The following is a 21,080-nucleotide window of genomic DNA, read 5'->3' on the forward strand; positions in this document are numbered from 1 at the left end:
AATGCGAATACATGATATCGAAGTGCTGCGCAAGTACACGCCGCTGACCAAACCGTTCAAGACGGCGCTGCGCACGGTTCATCAAGCCGAATCGATTGTGGTTAAAATGACGGCCGACGACGGCAAAGTGGGCTGGGGCGAGGCGCCGGCCACCGTCGTCATTACAGGCGACAGCCTTGAGGCGATCCAGTCCGCCATCGAGCATACGTTCAAGCCGCTCCTGATCGGCCAGAGCCTGCTCGCCTACGAGCAGATCCTTCAGTCGGTCCACCAGGCCATGGTCGGCTGCACCAGCGCCAAGGCGGCCGTCGATATGGCGGTGTACGACCTGGTGGCCCAGCACGGGCGTATGCCGTTGTACCAATTTCTCGGCGGTTACCGCGACCGGATCGAAACGGACTTTACGGTCAGCGTCAACTCGCCCGAGGAAATGGGAGAAGACGCGGCCCAATACGTTCAGGCGGGATTTACCGTGCTGAAGATCAAGGTCGGCAAGGATGACATCGAGCATGACATCCGCCGCATCCGGGAAATCCGGCAGCGCATCGGCAGCGACGTCAAGATCCGGCTGGATGCCAACCAGGGCTGGCAGGCCAAGGAGGCGATCCGCTCCATCCGGAAGATGGAGGACATGGGCCTCAACGTCGAACTGGTGGAGCAGCCGGTCCGGGCCGGGGATATTTACGGGCTGCAGCAGGTGACCGCCGCGGTGGATACGTTGATTATGGCCGACGAAAGCGTCTTTTCTCCGGTGCAGGCGCTGGAAGTGCTGCAGCGGCATGCGGCCGACCTGATCAACATTAAGCTGATGAAGGCGGGCGGCATTTACAAGGCGCAGCTGATCAACCAGCTGGCCGAAGAGTACGGCGTCGAATGCATGGTGGGCAGCATGATCGAATCCCGCCTGGCGGTGACCGCCGCCGCCCACTTCGCCGCCAGCAAAAAGAACGTCACCCGCTACGACTTCGACGCGCCGCTGATGCTGCACCAGGATGACGTCGTCGGCGGCGTCAAGTACGACGGCCGGGTGATGACCTTTACGGACGCGCCGGGTCTGGGCATAACCGACGTGCGCACGACGGACGAAGTGGGGGTATGGTGATGGCGGATCGAGACGATCAGGCCCTATTCCCTGCATGGCGGGTGGTCAGCGTCCCCGTGGCCACCGTCTGGACCAGCCCGTCCTCGCCGCGTGCGCTGGATGCACCGGCACTGGCCGGGTTCGCCACAGGTGGACCTGGGGTTGGGAAACGGGAGGTCAAAGGCAAAACTGATCTGGGAAACCCAATGGAAAAGGAAACCGATCCGGAGGATGGCCGGGGGAGCGGCATCGAGGCATGGATTGCAGCGATGACGGTGCAGGATAAGCTCGACCTGTGCGAGGCCAACCGCGTTCAGACCCAGGCACTGTACGGCACGCCGGTCCTTGCCTATGAAGAGCTGGACGGATGGAGCCGGATCGCCATCCCGTCCCAATCCTCGCCCAAGGATGAGAATGGATATCCCGGCTGGATTCCGACAGAGCAGCTGCTGAAGTTGAGCGAGGAGGAAGCGCTGCGGCTGCTGGGCAGCGGCGGAAGCGTCCCCGGCGCCGCTGCTGCTCCAGCTTCTGCGATCGTTACGGCGCACGCGGCGGACTTGGAGCTGTTGTCCTCATCGGCAAAAATGTCCATCAGCTTCCTGACAAAGCTGCCGCTGGCAATCGGGAAGGAGCGGGGAACGGGGCTTGAGGTAGAATCCAGCGATGAAGCTCAAGCCGCCCCGGGTTTTCAAGCCGAAACGGTAGCTGGAACCGATGCTGGAGCTTTTCCCCAAGCAGAGAGTGTTCCGAAGGAAGGCGCTGAGGCGGGAGCAGATTATCGTGAGGATTCCTTTGTGGTCGTGCAGACCCCGCACGGTCTTGCCCGGATAAAACGGGCAGACGTGCAGGTGGCGGCTGAGCCCGGGGATTACCCGGAGTCTCTTGCGGAAGGGCGGAATAAAGGCCAGGCCATCGTGGCACAGGCCAAGCGCTTTCTCGGACTGCCTTATCTGTGGGGGGGCACGTCCGCCTGGGGCTACGATTGTTCCGGGTTTGCCCACTCCATGCACCTCGCCTGCGGCATCGTCATCCCAAGGGACGCTTCCGTCCAGGCGCTCCACGGAGCCAGCATCCCGCGAGAGGAGCTGCAGCCGGGGGACTTGCTGTTCTTTGCCCATGAGCAGGGCAAGGGACGCGTCCACCATGTCGGCATCTATGCCGGGGACGGGCACATGATCCATTCGCCTGATTCGGCCAGCTCGGTGGAGCTGATTCCGCTGAAAGGGTATAAGCTTGCTGACGAGCACTGTGTCTCCCGTCGTTATTGGACGTAACGGCACACGGAAAAGGGAGCAGCGACGGGGACGAATAGCTGCGCTAGGAAGTGAGCCACTATGGGAATATGGCTGGTCGGAAACGAGGTGCCCGGAAAAAAGCTCGTCGGGGACGAGACAGGTGCCCGGAACAATAATCGCCTGAAATGGGATCGCCGGAAAAGTTCCGGTTCGAATAGAACTGCTCATTTCCCGGCAGGCCGCCCCTGAATTGTGAAGCTTGCAGATATGCCAAAGGGCCGTCCTCAGCCGCATGATACCCGCGGCTTACAAGACGGCCCTTATCATTTTTCAAGTATGGGTTATTCCGATAAATCGGCGATCCTGACGGCCGCGCCCGAGCGGGCCGACAGGTTGGAAGCTTCCATCAGCCGGGTCAGATCAAGCGCCATCTCCGTATTGAACGAGCCGGGCTCGCCCGTGACGATATGGTCGACCCATTGCTCCATCGCCGAATGAAGTGCCTCCGGAAGCGGCCATTCCACGATCGGTTCGGCACCGTTCTCAGTGCTCGCGACGATCACCTTGCGGCTGTGCGTGGAGTACTGCAGGCTGCCCTTCGTGCCGTGCACTTCCAGCGTGAACGGCGAAAGCGGGTTCACAAAGCCGGCTTCAACAATGCCGAGCGCACCGTCCCGGTAGCTGAGCACGGCTACCGCGTTATCCTCCACCTCGCGGCCGGTCACGTAGCCATAGCTGGCGCTGACGATTTCCGGCATGCCGAGCAGGAAGCGCGCCAAAATCATCGGATGGCAGCCGAGATCAATCATGGCTCCGCCGGCACTCTGCTGCGGATCGTAGAAGTAAGCGGGCAGTCCGTTTTCCGTAAGCGCGCCTTTGTGCGCCAGTCTGACGCGGGCGAGTGTCAGGCTGCCGAGCAGACCTTTGCCAATGACCTCGCGGGCCGCCTGCGCAAACGCCGTATTCAGCCGCGGCAGCGACACTGTAAGCATAACGCCGGCATCCCGAACGGCGGCGACGATCTCGTTGCATTCCCGGATCGTCTGGGCGAGCACCTTTTCCGTAAAAATATGCTTGCCCGCATTCGCCGCCGCGATCATAATCTCGCGGTGCATCGTCGTCGGTGCGGTTACGATAACGGCATCGATGCCCGGTTCGGCCAGCAGCACGGGCAGCTCTCCGTAAAAAGGAACACCGAGCTCTTCCGCCTTCGCCCGGCCCCGCCCCGGGTCCTCGTCCCATACCGCCTTGATGGATAAGTCAGGGTGCTGCTGCGCCTGAAGCACGTAATCCTTGGCATGAACATGCCAGAAACTCAAGATGGCGACATTAATCATGTTTTCATTTCCTCCAGTCTGCCGGTCAATCGAAATAGACGGCTTTCCCGGTCCGGTTCGATTCGTAGACGGCTTCGATAATCTCGGATACGACGCAGGCCTGCTCCGGACGAACTAAGGGCTGCGTGTCGTTCATGACAGCTTCGATCCAGAGGCGGATTTCCTTGTCGTGCATGCTTTCCTTCCGGCCATCAAAGAAGTCCGCACCTTTGACGTTGAATTGAATGTCGTTCGCGTACAGCCGCCCGTACTTCTCACCGTTAATACGCAGCGTTTCCTTCACGTCGGCTCCGCCTTCCGTTCCGCACAGCGTGTAGATCGCTTCCCGCGTATCGAGCATGTTCAGCGCCCAGCTGGATTCCAGCATGACCGTCGCGCCGTTCTTCATCACGATCATGCCGAAGGCCGAATCCTCGACCGTGAACTTGTCCGGGTCCCAGGCGCCGCCTGCATTCGCTGCCTGCTTGCGCTGCGACAGCTTGTGATAGGCGGTGCCCAGCACGACCCGCGGCTCGTAATTGTTCATGAGCCACAGCGTCAGGTCGAGCGCATGCGTACCGATGTCGATAAGCGGCCCGCCGCCCTGCTTGTCCTTGTCGAGGAAGACGCCCCAGGTCGGCACACCCCGTCTGCGGAGCGCATGCGCCTTGGCGAAGTAAATGTCGCCAAGCTCGCCGTTCTCACACATTTGCTTCATGAACAGGCTGTCCGGACGGAACCGGTTGTTGTAGCCGATCGTCAGCTTTTTGCCCGTTCGCTGTGCGGTTTCCGCCATGCGTCTGGCATCGGCCGCCGTCTTTGCCATCGGCTTTTCGCACATGACATGCTTGCCTGCTTCCAGCGCCGCGATGGATACCTCGGCATGGGCGTCGTTCGGTGTGCAGACATGGACGACGTCGATGGACGGATCGGCCAGCAGCTCACGGTAGTCCGCGTAAACCGTGGCATCGGCGGCTCCGAATTTTTCTTTAGCCTGCACCGCCCGTTCTTGTACGATATCGCAGAAGGCGACCAGCTCGACCTGCTCCAGTTTACTGAGCGAAGGCAGATGCTTGCCATTGGCGATCGAGCCGCAGCCTATAATCCCAACCTTAATTGGATCCGTCATTGGTTATTCCCTCCCAGAAGCTCTTTGATCTCGGCGAGTCTGTCCTTAATCCGCAGCGGCACTTCCGCGTGCAGCTCCGGCCAGGTGACATACAGGGACGGATCGATCCGGTATTCTGTAAACGTCATCGCCGGCTTGAAGCGGCGTGTCTTCAAATACCGTTCCACCAGGCGGTCCGTCTCATCATCGGTTGTGTAGACACCGTCGAACGGGCCGGTGATGAGCAGCCCGCGCCGGCCGGCGGTTTCGTCTGTGCTGGTCATCAGATCCGGCAGCAGATAGAACATTTCGGGCTGCGGCAGGAAGGCATGCTTGCCGGGCTGGGAATACAGCTTGACATGGGTGCCGTCAACGAGATTGCTGCGATCATGGAGCAGTCCTTTGAAATGTCTGCCATGGAAGCTGGCGTCGCAGTCCACGACTTCACCGTCATGACCAACGTAGACCCATACATGCTCGAGCTCGTACAGATGCTGGATATCGTAATCCCAGTAAATCGCGTATTCGATGATGGCTTTGACCTTGGGATCGTTAAAATCGAACGTTCTCCGTGTCGAAGGGGAAGGACCGGCTGCTTCCAGCACGGTAATGCCGACGCGGACGGGAAAGAACGGCTCATTGTCGTCAAAGTAAATATACGGGGCGTATTTTGCAATCCATTCGTAGTTCATAAGGTTCATCCTTTCATGGAAGCGATTTTGGATGTGATCAAGGCGTGACTTTTGTCGATTTCTTCGGGCAGGCATTGCGATTTCAGCTCATAAACTTTGATTGGCGAACGATCGATGATTTCCAGAAAATGATCGAAGAATCCATCATCCTTGCTGTGAACGTAAGGGCACCAATGATCCGAGAGCCCGATCGTCTCATGGATGTGGACGCCTACGATATAAGGGCTGACCGCTGGCAAATCCTTCAGGTTGTCGTACAGCCCCATCCGGTCCATCATCATGGCGTGCCCGATGTCATACCACAGACCGACCGGGCTGCCTTTCAGACCGGCGATAAGCTCGCCCGCTTCCCGGAGCGTCGGAATCTGGTTGCAGCGGGCCCGGGTTTCGATGCCGACGGCGACGCGGTAGCCCTTCCGGGCGATATAATCGCTGATCTCCTCCAGGCTGCGCCGGATCCGTTCCAGATAAGCCGGAGCTTCAGCTTCCCGCCGCTTGGCCATCTGCTCCCACAGCTCGCGATACTCCATGGATTCCGGGCCGTTATCACGGTAAATCCGCTTGAGCTGAGCGTCGACGTTAACCGGAAACGGTACCTCGCCGGGATGGACGACGACCGCACCTGCCCCGTAACGGACGGCGTATTCGACGGACTGCTCCAGCAGCTCCACCGCGCGTCTGCGTTTCGATTCGTCCTCGTAGCCGAGCATGACGGAATCCGTATCGTATTCCTTGTCGTCGACAAAAGGAAACGCGTGATGCACGCTGGAGATGCGGATCTCGCCGCGCTCAATCATCGGTTCAATTGTAGCGAGATGCCCCTGCGTCACGTTATAATTCAGCTCGACGCTGCCGAATCCGAGTCCTTTGATTTCTTCGATCATGGCTCGTCCGTCTTTGTGATTTTTGATGTTCCAACAGGTTGAGTATGAATAATCGCCCTTGTCCATCTCCGTTACCTACTCCTTTATGGATCCCAGCATAACGCCCGAGATAAAATATTTCTGCAGCCACGGATAAACGATCAGAATCGGTACCGTGGCGAACATGATGCTCGCCGCCTTGATGCTCTCCGGCATGATCGACACCAACTGGTCGCCCTGCATCGACAGCGGGTCGTTGGTCATGCTGTTTACGATGACTTGGTACAGTTTCAACTGGATCGGATACAGCTTCGGATTGGTAATATACATAAGCGCATCCATGAAGCCGTTCCACCGTCCTACCGCGTAGAACAAGCTGAGTGTAGCGATCGCCGGCATCGACAGCGGCAGCACGATTCGCGTCAGCGTGCGCATCGGACTGCATCCGTCTATCTCGGCCGCTTCGGATAAGCCTGGCGGAAGCGACCGGATGAATGAAATGAGGATGAGAAGAAAAAACGGGTTGATCAGGGCCGGCAAAATCAGCGAGCCGATATGATTGGTCAGGTGAAGTCCCCGGATCAGCAGGTAATCGGGGATCGTGCCGCCGCTGAAGAACATCGTAAACAGGATGAGGAACATGAAGACGGATCTTCCTTTCAGCCGCTTGGAAAGCGGATAGGCCGCCGCGATCGTCATCAGCATGGCCAGGAAGGTATAACCTGCCGTCAGGAGCACCGTCAGCCCGAGCGACTTCAGCATGGAATTGTCCTGGAACACCTTCCGGTAAGCCTCCAAATTGATGCCTCTGGGAAGCACACTCACTTCGCCAGAGAGAATCGCCCGGTTGGAGCTGAGGGACATGGAAGCGATATGCAGCAGGGGAGCCAGGCACAAGATAACCATCACGATAATCAAAATGACGTTGATATACTCAAAAGGCGTTCTTCTTCGGGCCGCCATCCGCCCGCCGTTATCTGCCATCATTTACAGCACTCCGTTATCGGTTATTTTTTTGGCGATCGCGTTCGCCAAAAGCAGCAATACGATCCCGACGACAGCCTGGAACAGACCGACGGCGGTCGCAATCGAATACTGAGCCGTCTGTATCCCTGTCTTGTAGACGAAAGTGCTGATGACCTCGGAGAAATCGCGGACGCTGACATTGCCGAGTACGTACGGCCGGTCAAAGCCGATCTGGACGATTTCACCGATCTTCAGAATGAGCAGCATGACGATCGTCGGCCGGATGCCCGGAAGCGTCACCGACCACATGCGGCGCAGCCTTCCCGCTCCGTCGACGGAGGCGGCTTCGTACAGTTCGGAATTAACGCCCGTTATGGCGGCCAGGTAGATGATCGTTCCCCAGCCCGCGCTTTGCCAGACGCCGACGGCCAAATAAGTAACGAGCCAGGCGTACTTGTCCGTCAGGAACGGAACCGGATCGATGCCGAACCGGCCGAGCAGCAGATTGACGATGCCCGTTTTCGTAGCAAATACCTGGAACATGATGCCTCCGATAATAACCCAGGACAGAAAGTGGGGTAAGTACAGAACCGTCTGTGCAAATTTCTTGAACCGCCGTCCGGCCAGCTCGTTCAGCATAAGCGCGAGCACGATCGGGGCGGGGAAGGAGACGAGCAGATCGAGCAGGTTGAGCATGAACGTATTTCTAAGCGCTTCATAGAAGCCGCTCATCCCGAACACTTCCCGGAACACGTCCAGTCCGACCCATTCGCTGCCCGTCACCCCTTTGAACAGATTGTAGTCCTGGAAGGCGATCAGAATACCGTACATCGGGCCGTACTTAAAGACCAGGAAGAAGGCGAGGGGCAAAATCAACAGAGCGTACAGCTGCCAGTTACGATAGAGATAGAGTCTTAAGCTTTTCATTTCGGCACCCTCCCGTCCTGCATTATTTCTTCATGGCCGCGTAGGCTTCAGTTCGTTCTTGCTTGATAGCGTCGCCTCCGCTTGCCATATAGTCCTTAAGCAGATCGTCGTAAGTCTTATCGAAATCGCCCGGTTTGGTCATGATGCTTTTGACGATAAGTTCGTCGTACTTATCCTGCAGCGTAGGGATGTACTTGTTTTCAGCCTCGATCGGCGACGTGAAGTTCGCATAACGGATCGTATCCGTCATCGACATTTTGTAGGCCTCCACGACATAATCCCGGAATTCCTTAGGTACCGCCGCTGCCGCTGCCGCCCAATTCTTCTCGTCGCTGCCGAAATCCTGGCCCTGCGTAATCATGGCGATATCGTTGGCATTGAACATCCGTTTGCTCGTTTCTTCCGATTCGATGCGGTACGGCACGCCGTCCGTCAGCGTGTAATCCTCGCCTTCGATTCCGTTCATGATCGTATTCAGCACGTCCGGCTGCGCCATCCAGTCCAAGTATTTGATCGCCTCCACGCCGCGTTTACTCGCTGCGGGCACCATGAGGAAGAAGCCGGTCGGATCGTATTCGGGTTTGAGATGCTTGCCCGCGTTGTTTGTGTATGGATCGGTCGGAACCAGCTTGGCGCCGGGAACGTTCTGCGTCAGTACTTTGGCGATGCCCGGGGTCGCATTGAAGCTATTGCCGAGGTTGTCGCTGTACATGCCGACTTTGCCGGTCATGACGTCCTGGAATACCTGCTTCTCGTCCTTGTCGAGGGAGAAATCAGGGCTCATCAGTCCCTCGTTGTACAGCTTGTTCAGGAACCGGACCGCTTCCTTGTGCCCGGGGAGAAGGAGAGGATAGCCAAGGCTCTCCGACAGTGTATAGCGCTGCTCATCCGTCAGACCGTCCTCGATGAAGGACCAGACGATCGGTTCGATGGAAGCGGGAGTCAGCGAGAAACCGAGAGGAATGACGCCGCCACCCGTCTGCCCGGGATCCTTCTCCTTAAAGGCTTTCAAGGTCTGGTAGACTTCTTCCGTCGTCTTCGGCATCGGAAGCCCCAGCTTGTCCAGCCAGTCTTGGCGGATGAGGTTTTCGTATTTGCCGGTGTTCACGCGCCTTCCTGGAATCGAATATTGGACGCCGTCCACTTTGCCGCTGTCCAGCGCAGGACCTAAATATTTTTTCAGGTTCGGCCCGTACTGCTCAATCAGGTCGTCAAGAGGCAGCAGTCCTCCGTCTTTGGCATATCCATAGGCGGTGAGGGGGCTTGTGTTGGCGAATACGACATCCGGGGCATCGCCGCTCGACATCATCACATTGACTTTGTCGCTGGCGTCGGTGCGCGGAATCGGCACGAATTCGACTTTAATGTTATTCGGGTCGCCGAAGTTTTTCTGAACGTAATCGGTCCAATAATTTTCGGTTGCCGTATAACCTGCTGGCGCATTGCCCCTGTCAAAAATACCAACCTTGAGCGTGACCTGTTCCGTCTTCCCGCTATGATCTGAAGCCGTTGCGGAGGAGCTTCCTTCTTTGTTTCCCCCTTGCGAACAGCCTGCCAGCATCCCGGCGATCAGCGCCACAGCCAGCGTGAAACGCAATCCTTTCCCTCTCATAAGACACCTCGCTATTTTTTTTGGCCTGCAGCTTAAGTTATAGCGCTGCGCAATAGAACGGGCAATTTACACGTTTCAGCGGAGTAAACAAAAAAGCAGATTTGCGCATCTGCCTGGATTTTTGTATAGGACATACCTTTTTCTGGGGGCATACGAAAGGTCGGACTGTCTTCGGAAAATGCGACCTGCGGGAGCTTTCAGCATCTTCATACCTCCTCCGGTATGCGGGACGGCTGCATCAGCTTTCGGTAGTCCCCGGGCGACACGCCAACCGTTTTCTTAAACACCCTGCCGAAGGAAATCGCATGCTCGTAACCGACCTGTCTGGAAATGTCGCCGATCGTCAGCTCCGTCTCACGAAGCAGCTTCTGTGCCCGCTCAACGCGCAGCCCGATCAGGAAATCGACGAATTTGACGCCGAACTGCTCCTTGAACAGCTGGCTCGCGTATTTTCCGTTCATGCCGAACCGGTCGCTGATAAGATTCAGGGACAGCTCGGGGTTCGCAAAATGGTCTTCGATATATTTTTTGACCTCGTAGATCACAGGGTTGGTGCTGTTTTTATCCAGGATCGCAGCGTACTGATCGTACAGCTCCCCGATCAGCGACTCATACAGCTCGTGGATTTCCGCAACCGAACCCGTTTCCCGAAGCGCCCCGGACATGCGGGAGTAAGAAGCAGCATGCCAGAGATCCTGAATGGCCGGCGGCAGTTCCTCAATAAGCCTTGCGAACCGGTGCGTCAGATCGTTCAGGAGCAGCCGCAGTTCTTCCTCTTTCAGCAAGCGTTCTTCCAAATGGCCGAAAATCTTGTCAAGGTCGCCTTGCCATGCCGGCGCAGGCAGCTTGAAATGATGAATCAAATTTTCCGCCCATTTATAGTAATCCGTGTCGACTCGGTTTTCCCTGTTTCTGATTTCCAAATAGACGATCACCCGGTTATTCCCGGCCGTCATTTTGTACTGCAGGGCGGCAAGTGCTTCCCGGAAGGAGGTCTTGGCTTCTGGGAGGCCGTCAACGACCGAGCCGATTCCGATCGTGACCGAGAAGGGGAACGCATCCCTTACCCAACTGCGCAAGCCGTCCATTAAAGCTTCCGGGCCGATCGTACCGGAGATGCCGTCCGTTCCGGCGCGAACCAGCAGGGCCAAGCGGCCGCCGGCAATCCAATCCGAGCCGGCAACCACAGCCGCGAGCTCGGGACGCATGCCGAGCTCCGTTTCCAACCGGTGCTTGGCTTCAAGAAGCTGCTGGCGGTCTCCGCGCATCAGGGGAACGTATTTGTCGATTTCCATGATCGCGACGGTGATGCCGCAGCCCTTCTCCGGCATCCGGAACAGCCGGGCATAATCCTCCCATTCACTCGCGGTGAAAGCCGTGTCTTCCTCCTGCAGCTCATAGAAAAAGCGTTTACGGCGCATGATCGCGTTTTCGGCCTCCTGCCGGTCGATCAGATTCATGCGGCCAAGCATGTTGTCAAAGACCTGCTCAATAATCGAAAATTCGTCGCTGGCAGCTGGCTTCGTTTCATGCCGATAGTCAGATATACGGCGCACGATATTTTCGATAGGACGGTAATTCCTCCGGGTGACGAACATAATGTAAGCGAGGATGGCAAGGAGGGAAGGAATCAGGATGGACAGTGGTGCGAGCGAACGGACCGCGGCTTGTCCGAACAGATCCGGGGTAACGGGTCCGCTTGCATATTTGAGCCCGATGTAATCCGATTCCAGATAAGTCGTCGGCTTCGTTTTCTGCGCGGCGGGCTCAGTCGAGAAGACCGGGCTGCCCTGAACGTCGGCGATGTCCAAGAAGGAGCGCTGGCCGCTGCCCGCGCTGCCGGCCATGGACAGCAGCTTGTCCACCTTTACGTTCAGCACGATGAGGCCTTCGTTGCCGCGGGAGCTTTTTACGATCGAAATGACCCGCTCCGGCGGATCGATTAAAGGAAACTCGCTGTAGAGCCGAATCGGTGACCAGCGGTTTTGTGTTGCCTTTGGCACGCTCTGGATAAAGGTCTTGTCCGTAAAGTCGTCAATTGGCGCGGCATAGCCGCCTGTAAGAACGAGCCCGTCCTTGTAACGATAAAAATATACCGAGTGAATAAGCAGGTTGCTGCGCATTTTGGCAATTTCGCTAGAGGCTTTGTAATTGACGAGACCGGGGGCACCTGCACTCCCGTTAAAGAAATCATTAATGGCATCGTTGTTGACGGTCTGGCCGGCAAGCATCAGCTCGATATTTTTGAGTCTGGTCGTCATGCCGTCCACCACTTGTTCCGCATAAGTGCGGCTCTCCTTTTCGGTCTCTTTGCTCACGTTGCCGTATGCCACGGAAAAAACGATCGCGATGACGATCGTGCCGAAAATGAATAAGATGGAGAGATTCGATAGCAGAAACCGTTTATACCAAGTCCGATTGTCCATACTATTCCCGCTCCTTTCAGGTAGCCTTGGATCTGAGATGCCTCTGTTTTCCCATCTTACTCCCGGTATGTTATCGCAGTGTTGCCTGTATCGGATGGAAATTCCATCCGATTTGCTGGGTGTATAAAGGGGATCGCCGGGAAGCAATAGAGGAGGGATACGATCCGGGCTATTGGGGGAGCGGAATGGCAGTGGAAGAGAACCGAAGAGAACCTTGCACAGTAGCGGATCAAAAAAATCCTGGCCGAGTGCATCGAACAGGAATTTTTTGACGTGTATATATTCTGCTAAATGCCATTATGGGGGATCTCATTTTTCTAGCAAACTGGTTATTTCATCCGCAAGGCCGGATTTGGTATTTAATAAAAATCAAAATAGCCGCGCCAGGTGCCGTCCTTTTTATGCTTGGCAAAATAAAAATTGCCGTCTTCCACGATGTTGAGCCCGGCTTAGGCGTCTGAGGCGATTTGGAGGACAAAAGCGTAGCCATCTCCAAAGTCGATTCCCGGCTGGGTGAAGGCGGCATATCCGCCAAGCTTGTGAACCCGGTATATTTCCCCGGCAATATCCAGTCAGCCAGTTTAAGGCACGGTGACGCTCATACACGACGCCGCGTTCAGGCCGCCGGGAGCTGGCTGTCCTTGAATCCGGCTGTCGACGCAGATCCAGTCGTAGCGGTAGATCAAATCGGCGGCATCGAGAATTTCCCCGCTGCTCCGCAGCTGTAAGCCGGCTAGAAAAGCATCAAACGAATCAAACTGCTGCAGCTTGGAGACGGCTTCGGGGACATTGCAAATGTCTGTCGGGTTGCCCAAAGTATCCACATGGCCCAAGGCCCACAGCGGCACCCAAAAGCCTTCATACCGCCAGGAAAACGGGACCGCTTCGGCTTCATCCGCTTGGCCGTTATGGATAAACGCCTGATCTTCGGGAGAAAAGAACCCGTCCGCCCCGTACTGGGCCGTAATTCTCGAGATCAGCTCCCGGGTACTCTCATGGTTTTCTCCCCCCAGAACATCAGCCCGTCCAGCGGCCGGATGATCGACAGCAGCTTGGTGAACAAGGCTTCCGAAATGTCATCCTCTGTTTCAACGCCGATAACCATATTGAGCGTACTGATCTTGATCAGCAGCTTTTGCTGCAGCGGCTCGTTCTCCGCCGGGATCTGGGCAAAAAATTGCTCCATACCGCTGCGCATGTTTGCAAACTCACCCGGTGCGTTTTGCTTGTCATGATGTTAAAAGCGGTAGCCTTTCGGCGAAGCCAGCCTTTGCTGACGATTTCAATCCGGGTTTTGGTTTCATTGACGCTCATCTTTCCATTCGGATCGATCGCCTTCATCAGGTCTACGATCTGATCCAGATCGAAGGTCGAGCTGTACAGCGCACAATGCTTCACAACCATTCTCCTCCCCGAATTTGTGCACGACTTCCAGGCTGAACGTTTCACCCGCCAGGCTCAGGTCCGGCAGGTTCGGCTCTCGCTGATCCGGCAGGGGCCACTCGCCCGGATCGGTTGGCTCGTGGGAACGGACTTTCGTTGAAGGGGATAAACGCGAAACCGGGATCCCGAAAAAGTTGCTATTGCGAGCAACCGTTGATGGATAAGCTTGCAATGATATCCAGTAATTTAACAAATATGGAAAAGCAATATGTAAAAGTCTGGCTCATATATAATAGTTGGGACCATTTCTATTGAACCATATACCTTATTTCTTAGCCGATTATGAAGAGGATAAAGAAGGTATGTGGAGAGCGGGGAGGATTGATGATTGAAAAGAGCAGGGTCAAACAGCCAAGCAACTCAGGCAAAAAAAACGATATTAGGGGGTGATACCTATGTTACCGAGCGAAACGAAGCGATGGGCTTACTTCGGAGGGAACTTCCCTCTGACATTTGTGGCAAACGTCGGGCAGTCTCGCGAAGACATCCGTTACTTGTCCAATAAGCCCGGATGCCAAATCGGTTTTTCCTCTGAGGAGGTCCATTTTGTATTCACCGGACATGAACCGGATCGACGGGAAGGGGTAGGGCTCTCCCTGCGATTTCTCGGGGCGAACGCGGACGTACAAATGGAAGGGCGCCGGCAAGCCGAGGAAAAAGTCCATTATTTGATAGGCAGCGATCCTTCGAAGTGGCATACTGGCCTTTCAACCTATCAAGAGATCGTTTACCGGGAGCTGTGGCAAGGAATCGACCTGGTATTCTATGGATCACACGAAAAGTTCAAATACGATGTCGTTGTGAAACCCGGTGCCAATCTTGACGATGTCCGGCTGGCTTACCGCGGTGCCGAAACGTTATCCTTGAACAAGGAAGGGGATCTCCAGATTCATACCTTGTATGGTGATTTGGCGGAGGAGAGACCCGTCAGCTATCAAGTGATCGATGGACGAAAGGTTCCCGTAAACAGCCGATTCATATTGAAGAACGGGCAAGAACCTTGCGTTTACGGCTTCGAAGTTTTGGAAGGCTATCGACCCGACCATGAATTGGTCATCGATCCGGCGCTTTTCTACTCCACCTTCCTGGGAGGTTCCGAGAGTGATTCAGGTCTTAGCATCGCGGCTGATCCATTCGGCAATGCCTATGTGACAGGGGTAACCGCCTCCTTCGACTTCCCGATCGCCGGCCCGGCATTCCAACCCTTTAAAGATGCATCTACAACCGTATTCGTTTCGAAATTGAATCCATTTGGAACTGCTTTTGAATACTCTACTTATCTCGGCGGCAGCAGCGCGGATCAAGGAAACGGCATTGCGGTGGACGGCTCGGGCCATGCCTACGTGACCGGGCAGACGCTTTCCCCCGATTTTCCGACCACTCCGGGAGCTTTTCGTACCTTTATAAGCGGGAATCAAGATGCGTTCGTAACCAAATTAAGCCCGGATGGCAGCTTCCTTGTGTATTCGACGTTTCTTGGCGGACAGGGAGTGGATACCGGATTCGGCATCGCACTCGACGGTGTGGGCAGCGCTTATGTGGCTGGCTCGACCAATTCCTTCGATTTCCCTGTTACAGCCGGCGCGTTCCAGCCTGGTCTTGCCGGTACCCTGGAAAACGCTTTTGTATCGAAGTTGAATCCAAACGGCACGGACCTTGTGTATTCCACTTTTATCGGAGGCATCTCCGGAACGGACGTGGCGCGCAGCATCGCGGTAGATTTTGCAGGCAACGCCTATGTGACAGGGATAACCACCTCCGCGGATTTTCCGACGTCGCCTGGAGCGTTCCAAATCTCGTTAACTGGTGTAATAGCCGCTTTTGTAACCAAAGTTAATGAAATCGGGTCGGGACTCGTCTATTCGACCTACCTTACCGGAAGCGGCGACGATGAGGGACGGGGCATAGCGGTCGATCCGCTCGGTCAGGCTTACGTGACGGGGAGCACCACTTCGTACGACTTTCCGATCGCGGGAGGCGCGTTCCAGCCCTTCTACGGCGGCGGACTTTCCGATGCCTTTGTTACGAAAGTGAGTTCAGAAGGCAACTATCTGGTCTATTCGACCTTTCTAGGCGGAGATGGGACGGATTCGGGCAGCGGCATCGCTGTGCGCTCAGGCTTCGCTTTTGTAACGGGAAGTACTGGTTCGTTTAATTTCCCGATTACGCCCGACGCCATTCGCCATTTTACTGAGGGCGGGGATGGTTTCCTTACGCAATTAAACATAGACGGTGGTTCGCTCGTTTTCTCCACTTTCATAGGCGGTGGTTCGCCCGACGCAGACAGTGCCGTCGCCGTTGATGAAGATAACAACGTTTACTTAACGGGGCAAACGTTCTCGCCCGATTTTCCGATTACGCCCGGCGTGGTTCAGCCTTTCCTGCGCGGAGGCGGCGATGCCTTCGTCATGAAATTCACCGAGTTTGGCGTTGAACTGCTGGTTAACAAATTTACGGACCGATTTGAAGTAAGTCCCGGCGAACGAGTGATCTATTTTATTGAAATCCATAATCCGACGGGTGTTTTATTTACAAATGTGATCATTGAAGACCCGGCGATCGGCATTTTTCATTTCATTCCTGAGATTCCTCCCTTCTCGTTTCAAGTATTCGAATTCCCGTTCGATATTCCGTTAGATTTCCCGCTTGGATTTTTTCGAAATGTCGTGAGGGTCACCGCCGACCAGCTCGGAGAACCCGTCACCTCAGAGGCTGAAATTCTCGTGACGGGTTCTCCATTCTTGGTAGCCACCAAGACCGTGAATCCGCCGGCGGGAGCCCCGGGGGAGACGGTCATCTTTACGATTATTCTCGAAAATCACGGTACTGCCGACTTGATCAATGTCCATATTGTTGATCCGTTGATCGGACTGGATGAATTTATCGGCGACATTCCCATCGGAACGGTTATTACCATTGATTGGCCATTCGTGATTCCCCCGGATGCGCAGGCCGGTCTGACGATTTCCAATATCGTGACGATTACGGCAGCCAATCTGCCGGAACCCGAGGAAGTGGGAACGGTGGTCGAGGTGCTGCCCGTTCCCAGGCTGGAGATCCATAAGACGGCGGATCGGATATTCGTTCTTCCAGGCGAAACGGTGAATTTTACGATTGAGGTCATCAACACCGGGAATACGGATATTTCCAATGTCCATGTAACGGACGATCTCACCGGATTTAATATTACGATTCCTGTGCTTCCATTCGGACAAAGCCAAATTTTCACGATCCCATTCTTTGTTCCGTTGGAGACCCCCCCGCTTACATTTACGAATACGGCGGTTGCCTTCAGCGACCAGACGGAGCCCGTATTCGCTAATGAGGAAGTGACGGTGCTGGCTGTTCCCCGATTGGGGATCCTCAAAATTCCGGATACGACCAACGTGGTGCCCGGACAGACGATTCAGTATACCATTATTTTGGAAAATATCGGGAACGTACCGCTAACCGGTATCCGTATCCTGGATCCGGTCCTTGGTATCGATCTGTTGGTACCCGATTTGGAGGTAGGGGAAGTTCGTAAACTTACATTTCCGTTTACCATCCCGAGGGAGTCCCCGATCGGATCGGATATCGTTAACATTCTCACGGTTGAATCCGCTGAAACCGGGCCCCAGACGGTCGAATCGCTCGTTACGGTTACGGGCTTCGGACTGTCGCTGCTGAAGGAGGCAGACCGTGCAGTGGCCATCCCGGGCGAGACGGTGTTCTATACGCTGACGGTGACGAATTTGCTGAATGAGCCACAGACGAATGTCGTGCTGAACGATAGTCTGCTGGGCATAAGTGAGACGATCCCCGTACTCCAGCCGAATGAGACGATTACCCGTACGGCTACGTTCACGATTCCCGCAGATGCGTTCCCCGGCACCGTTTTCCTGAATCAGTTTACCGTTAGCTCAGACCAGACGCCGCTTCAGGAGACAATCGCTGAGGTGGTTGTGCTTGAGCAACCGGGTCCTGCGATTGTTATCGAAAAGCTTCCGGACCGGAATGCAGCCGCGCCGGGAGAGACCATCACCTACACGCTGACGGTAACGAATTTGCGGGGCTTCCCACAGACGAATGTTGTGCTGAGCGATGCGCTGCTGGGGCTAAGCGAGACGGTGGCCAGCCTGGCGGCCAATGAGACGATTACCCGAACGGTAGCGATCACGGTTCCCGGAGACGCCGTGCCTGGCAGCATCATCCGAAATACGTTTATCGTCTCTTCGGACCAAACGCCGGAGCTGGAAACGATTGCCGAGGTGGTCGTGCAAGAGCCTCCCGGCCCGGCACTTCTGATTCATAAGCTTCCGGACCGGAACGCAGCCGCGCCGGGCGAAACTGTCGTCTATACGCTGACCGTGACGAATTTGCGGGGCTTCCCACAGACGAATGTCGTGCTGACCGACGCGCTGCTGGGGCTGAGCGAGACGGTGGCCAGCCTGGCGGCCAATGAGACGATTACCCGGACGGTGACATTTACCGTTCCAGCGGATGCCGTGCCTGGCAGCATCATCCGAAATACGTTTATCGTCTCTACGGACCAAACACCGGAGCAGGAGACGATCGCCGAGGTGGTCGTGCAAGAACCTCCCGGCCCGGCGCTTCTGATTCATAAGCTTCCGGACCGGAACGCGGCCGCGCCGGGCGAAACCGTCGTCTATACGCTGACCGTGACGAATTTGCGGGGCTTCCCACAGACGAATGTCGTGCTGAGTGATGCACTGCTGGGGCTGAGCGAGACGATCCCGCTCCTTCAAGCGAACGAGACCATTTCCCGGACGGTAACGTTTATCGTTCCCGCGGATGCCGTTCTCGGCAGTGCGATCCAAAATACGTTTACCGTCAGTTCGGATCAAACGCCGCTGATCGAGACGATCGCCGAGGTGATCGTGCAGGCGCCCCCGGGTCCTTCGCTTCTGATCCAGAAGCTTCCGGACCGGAATTCGGCCGCTCCTGGGGAAACGATCACTTATACCCTCACGGTCACGAACTTGCTGGGTGTTCCACAGACGAACGTGGTGCTGACCGATGCGCTGCTGGGGCTAAGCGAGACGATCCCCGTCCTTCAAGCGAACGAGACCATTACCCGGACGGTAACGTTTATCGTTCCCGCAGATGCAGTGCTCGGCAGTGCCATCTTAAATACGTTTACCGTCAGTTCGGATCAAACGCCGTTGATCGAGACGATCGCCGAGGTGATCGTGCAGGCACCCCCAGGTCCTTCGCTTCTGATCCAGAAGCTTCCGGACCGGAATTCGGCCGCTCCTGGGGAAACGGTCACTTATACCCTCACCGTCACGAATTTGCTGGGTGTTCCACAGACCAATGTCGTGCTGACCGATGCGCTGCTGGGGCTGAGCGAGACGATCCCCATCCTTCAAGCAAACGAGACGATCACCCGGACGGTGACGTTCGTCATTCCCGCCGACGCAGCGCTTGGCACCGTCATCCAAAATACATTCACAGCCGTCACCGATCAAACGCCGCTGGTTGAGGCGGTTACCGAGGTGATCGTTCAGGAGCCTCCGGGCCCTTCGCTTCTGATCCATAAGGTTTCTGACCGCAATACCGCCGCACCGGGAGATACGATTACCTTTACACTCACCGTCACGAATCTGCTGGATGCCGTTCAGACGAATGTCGTGCTGACCGATGCGCTGCTGGGGTTAATTGAGACGATCCCTTTACTCCAAGCGAACGAGACGATTACCCGAACGGTGACATTTACCGTACCGGCGGACGCAGTGAACGGAAGTGTCATTCGAAATACATTTACAGCCGTCACTGATCAAACGCCGCTGCTGGAGACGACTGCCGAGGTTGTCGTTCAGCCTGGACCCGTTGCAGAAACGACGCTCCAGGTTCGAAAGCGTCCGGACCGGAATACGGCGGCACCGGGCGACATCATCCGCTACACCATCGAGGTTACGAATACCGGCCCGAATCCGGCAACGAACGTCGTCGTCATAGACACATTGACCGGGCAGATCACGATTCCGGTTATAGCTCCAGGCGTTACGGAGAGAGTGAGTGTCACGTTCTCGGTGCCGGTTGGCACGGCGCAGGGGGAAGTCATTGCGAATCGGGTAACGGTCCGCTGGCGGGAACAGCCGGCCGATTCTCTGCCGGTTCAAGATGAGGCGAGGGTTATCGTCGCCGTTCCCGCCGAACTGCCGGAAGTGTCGGTTGAAGCACAACCTGATCAGCCGAGACCGGGTGAGACGGTCCATAAGAGGATCACGGTGACGAACGTCACGGATATAACGCTTAACAATGTCCGTGTCTTTGATCAGCTGCTGGGATTCAGCACCCGCATTCCGCAGCTCGCACCCGGCGAGAGCCGTGTGTTCACGCTCCAGCTGGTTGTACCGGCGGCAACCGAGGGAGGGACGAAGATACGAAACACGGTTTCGATCTTTTCCGACGAGACGCCGGTGCAGCAGGCGGAGGTCACCGTACAGACGCAGGCACTTCCGGATGCCTCGCTCACCGAAACGGTTGACCGCTCGGTCGGAAGACCGGGTGAAACGGTCATTTTCACCATTCAGGCTCGGAACACGGGCAATGTTCCTTTGTTAAACGTTCTGCTGACAGCCCCGTTGCTCGGTATACAGCTGCGAATTGAACGTTTTGACGTTGGGGCGATCGAGACGCTTCGAGTTCCGTTCGTTCTTCCTGATGTTAAGAAAGACACAATCATCATAAGCCCCGTGACGCTCGTCTCCGACAACGGCCCGACTCGCCAAGCAAGCGCATCGGTAGAAGTCATCGCGGAGGAAGAAGAATAAAAGAAATAACGGCCCGTCTCTATATGTGGAGACGGGCCGTTGTTTCTAAGGATCACGCCTTACAACGACAAAACCCTACACCAAGGCATACGGAACGCCGGGGACACCACAGGTATTGACGGACGGATAACTCGAAGCTGTTCGTCAACCGGAAGGCCATCAAGCACAGCTTACAGGCGTGGAGCTGATGGCCAGACAGGACAGTTATTTTTCCCGGATCAATGGGACGGTCGTCCAGGGCTCCAACGATCTGACGGAGTGGACGGCGTTGAGATCGCCGGCGCAATCTACCGCAGACTGGCAGGTTCTGTCGGTCAATGGAAAGGAAGCCTACCGCTACATCCGGATGTACAACGCCGGCACCTGGTTTGGCAATATGCGGATCTGCGGCTTCACGGCACGGTGCAGTCATCGCTCAGGCGTTAAAACGCAGGGATGGGATTGACCGCTGCCTGACGGACAGGATGCTTGTCCGCCGGGCGGCTTTTTTTATTCAGAAAAGATAGGCTCCAGCGCTTGGGCTTCCTTATACCGCAGGGCAAACTGCCGCTATACGCGGTCTGTCTTCATTGAATGAACATCGATTGACGTTTTTTTACTGAGGGTGTTCGTATAAACCCGAATACTAGGGA

General features: G+C 56.0%; 14 protein-coding genes. 4 read left to right on the top strand and 10 right to left on the bottom strand.

Annotated features, from left to right (window positions below):
• Position 1: 1 nt before the first annotated feature.
• Both FHS19_RS01390 and FHS19_RS34730 read left to right on the top strand, forming a co-directional pair.
• Positions 2–1,102 (top strand): mandelate racemase/muconate lactonizing enzyme family protein, encoded by a 1,101-nt coding sequence (locus FHS19_RS01390; protein WP_183577578.1) that lies wholly within the window; start codon positions 2–4, stop codon positions 1,100–1,102.
• Positions 1,102–2,355 (top strand): C40 family peptidase, encoded by a 1,254-nt coding sequence (locus FHS19_RS34730; RefSeq protein WP_246426394.1) that lies wholly within the window; start codon positions 1,102–1,104, stop codon positions 2,353–2,355. The genes FHS19_RS01390 and FHS19_RS34730 overlap by 1 nt, the downstream gene beginning before the upstream one ends.
• 302 nt (positions 2,356–2,657) lie before the next feature.
• Here the strand turns inward: FHS19_RS34730 and FHS19_RS01400 are convergent, their stop codons facing one another.
• The 10 genes from FHS19_RS01400 to FHS19_RS34740 all read right to left on the bottom strand — a co-directional run bounded on the left by FHS19_RS01400 (position 2,658) and on the right by FHS19_RS34740 (position 13,424).
• Entirely contained in the window at positions 2,658–3,653 is a 996-nt protein-coding gene (locus FHS19_RS01400; RefSeq protein WP_183577581.1) for a Gfo/Idh/MocA family protein, read from the bottom strand.
• A gap of 25 nt (positions 3,654–3,678) precedes the next feature.
• Complete coding sequence (locus tag FHS19_RS01405; protein WP_183577584.1) at positions 3,679–4,761, bottom strand: Gfo/Idh/MocA family protein; 1,083 nt, start codon at positions 4,759–4,761, stop codon at positions 3,679–3,681.
• Entirely contained in the window at positions 4,758–5,432 is a 675-nt protein-coding gene (locus FHS19_RS01410; RefSeq protein WP_312887135.1) for a hypothetical protein, read from the bottom strand. The genes FHS19_RS01405 and FHS19_RS01410 overlap by 4 nt, the downstream gene beginning before the upstream one ends.
• A 5-nt stretch (positions 5,433–5,437) precedes the next feature.
• A complete protein-coding gene (locus tag FHS19_RS01415; RefSeq protein ID WP_183577589.1) occupies positions 5,438–6,382 on the bottom strand; it encodes a sugar phosphate isomerase/epimerase family protein in 945 nt (314 codons plus the stop codon).
• Positions 6,383–6,391: 9 nt separating this feature from the next.
• Positions 6,392–7,282: a carbohydrate ABC transporter permease gene (locus tag FHS19_RS01420; protein WP_376771803.1), complete on the bottom strand. Its 891-nt coding sequence runs from the start codon at positions 7,280–7,282 to the stop codon at positions 6,392–6,394.
• A complete protein-coding gene (locus tag FHS19_RS01425) occupies positions 7,283–8,188 on the bottom strand; it encodes an ABC transporter permease (protein ID WP_183577592.1) in 906 nt (301 codons plus the stop codon).
• Positions 8,189–8,210: 22 nt separating this feature from the next.
• Positions 8,211–9,800, bottom strand: coding sequence for an extracellular solute-binding protein (locus tag FHS19_RS01430; protein WP_183577595.1), 1,590 nt, complete (start codon positions 9,798–9,800; stop codon positions 8,211–8,213).
• 206 nt (positions 9,801–10,006) lie between these two features.
• The gene (locus FHS19_RS01435; protein WP_183577598.1) at positions 10,007–12,226 is read right to left on the bottom strand and encodes a helix-turn-helix domain-containing protein; all 2,220 of its coding nucleotides are present in this window, start codon (positions 12,224–12,226) and stop codon (positions 10,007–10,009) included.
• A gap of 581 nt (positions 12,227–12,807) precedes the next feature.
• Positions 12,808–13,239: a DUF4272 domain-containing protein gene (locus FHS19_RS34735; protein WP_312887164.1), complete on the bottom strand. Its 432-nt coding sequence runs from the start codon at positions 13,237–13,239 to the stop codon at positions 12,808–12,810.
• Positions 13,203–13,424 carry a hypothetical protein gene (locus FHS19_RS34740; RefSeq protein WP_246426395.1) on the bottom strand — a complete coding sequence of 74 codons (222 nt, stop codon included), beginning with the start codon at positions 13,422–13,424 and terminating at the stop codon, positions 13,203–13,205. The genes FHS19_RS34735 and FHS19_RS34740 overlap by 37 nt, the downstream gene beginning before the upstream one ends.
• Before the next feature lie 640 nt (positions 13,425–14,064).
• On the opposite strand from FHS19_RS34740, the gene FHS19_RS01445 reads away from it, so the two are divergent.
• Entirely contained in the window at positions 14,065–20,448 is a 6,384-nt protein-coding gene (locus tag FHS19_RS01445; protein WP_183577600.1) for a CLIPPER-2 domain-containing protein, read from the top strand.
• A 187-nt stretch (positions 20,449–20,635) separates the two neighbouring features.
• Positions 20,636–20,893: a hypothetical protein gene (locus FHS19_RS01450; RefSeq protein ID WP_183577604.1), complete on the top strand. Its 258-nt coding sequence runs from the start codon at positions 20,636–20,638 to the stop codon at positions 20,891–20,893.
• Positions 20,894–21,080 lie beyond the last annotated feature (187 nt).

The sequence above is a fragment of the Paenibacillus rhizosphaerae genome (genome assembly GCF_014192015.1).
In the GTDB taxonomy this organism is placed as follows: Bacteria; Bacillota; Bacilli; order Paenibacillales; family Paenibacillaceae; genus Paenibacillus_AQ; species Paenibacillus_AQ rhizosphaerae.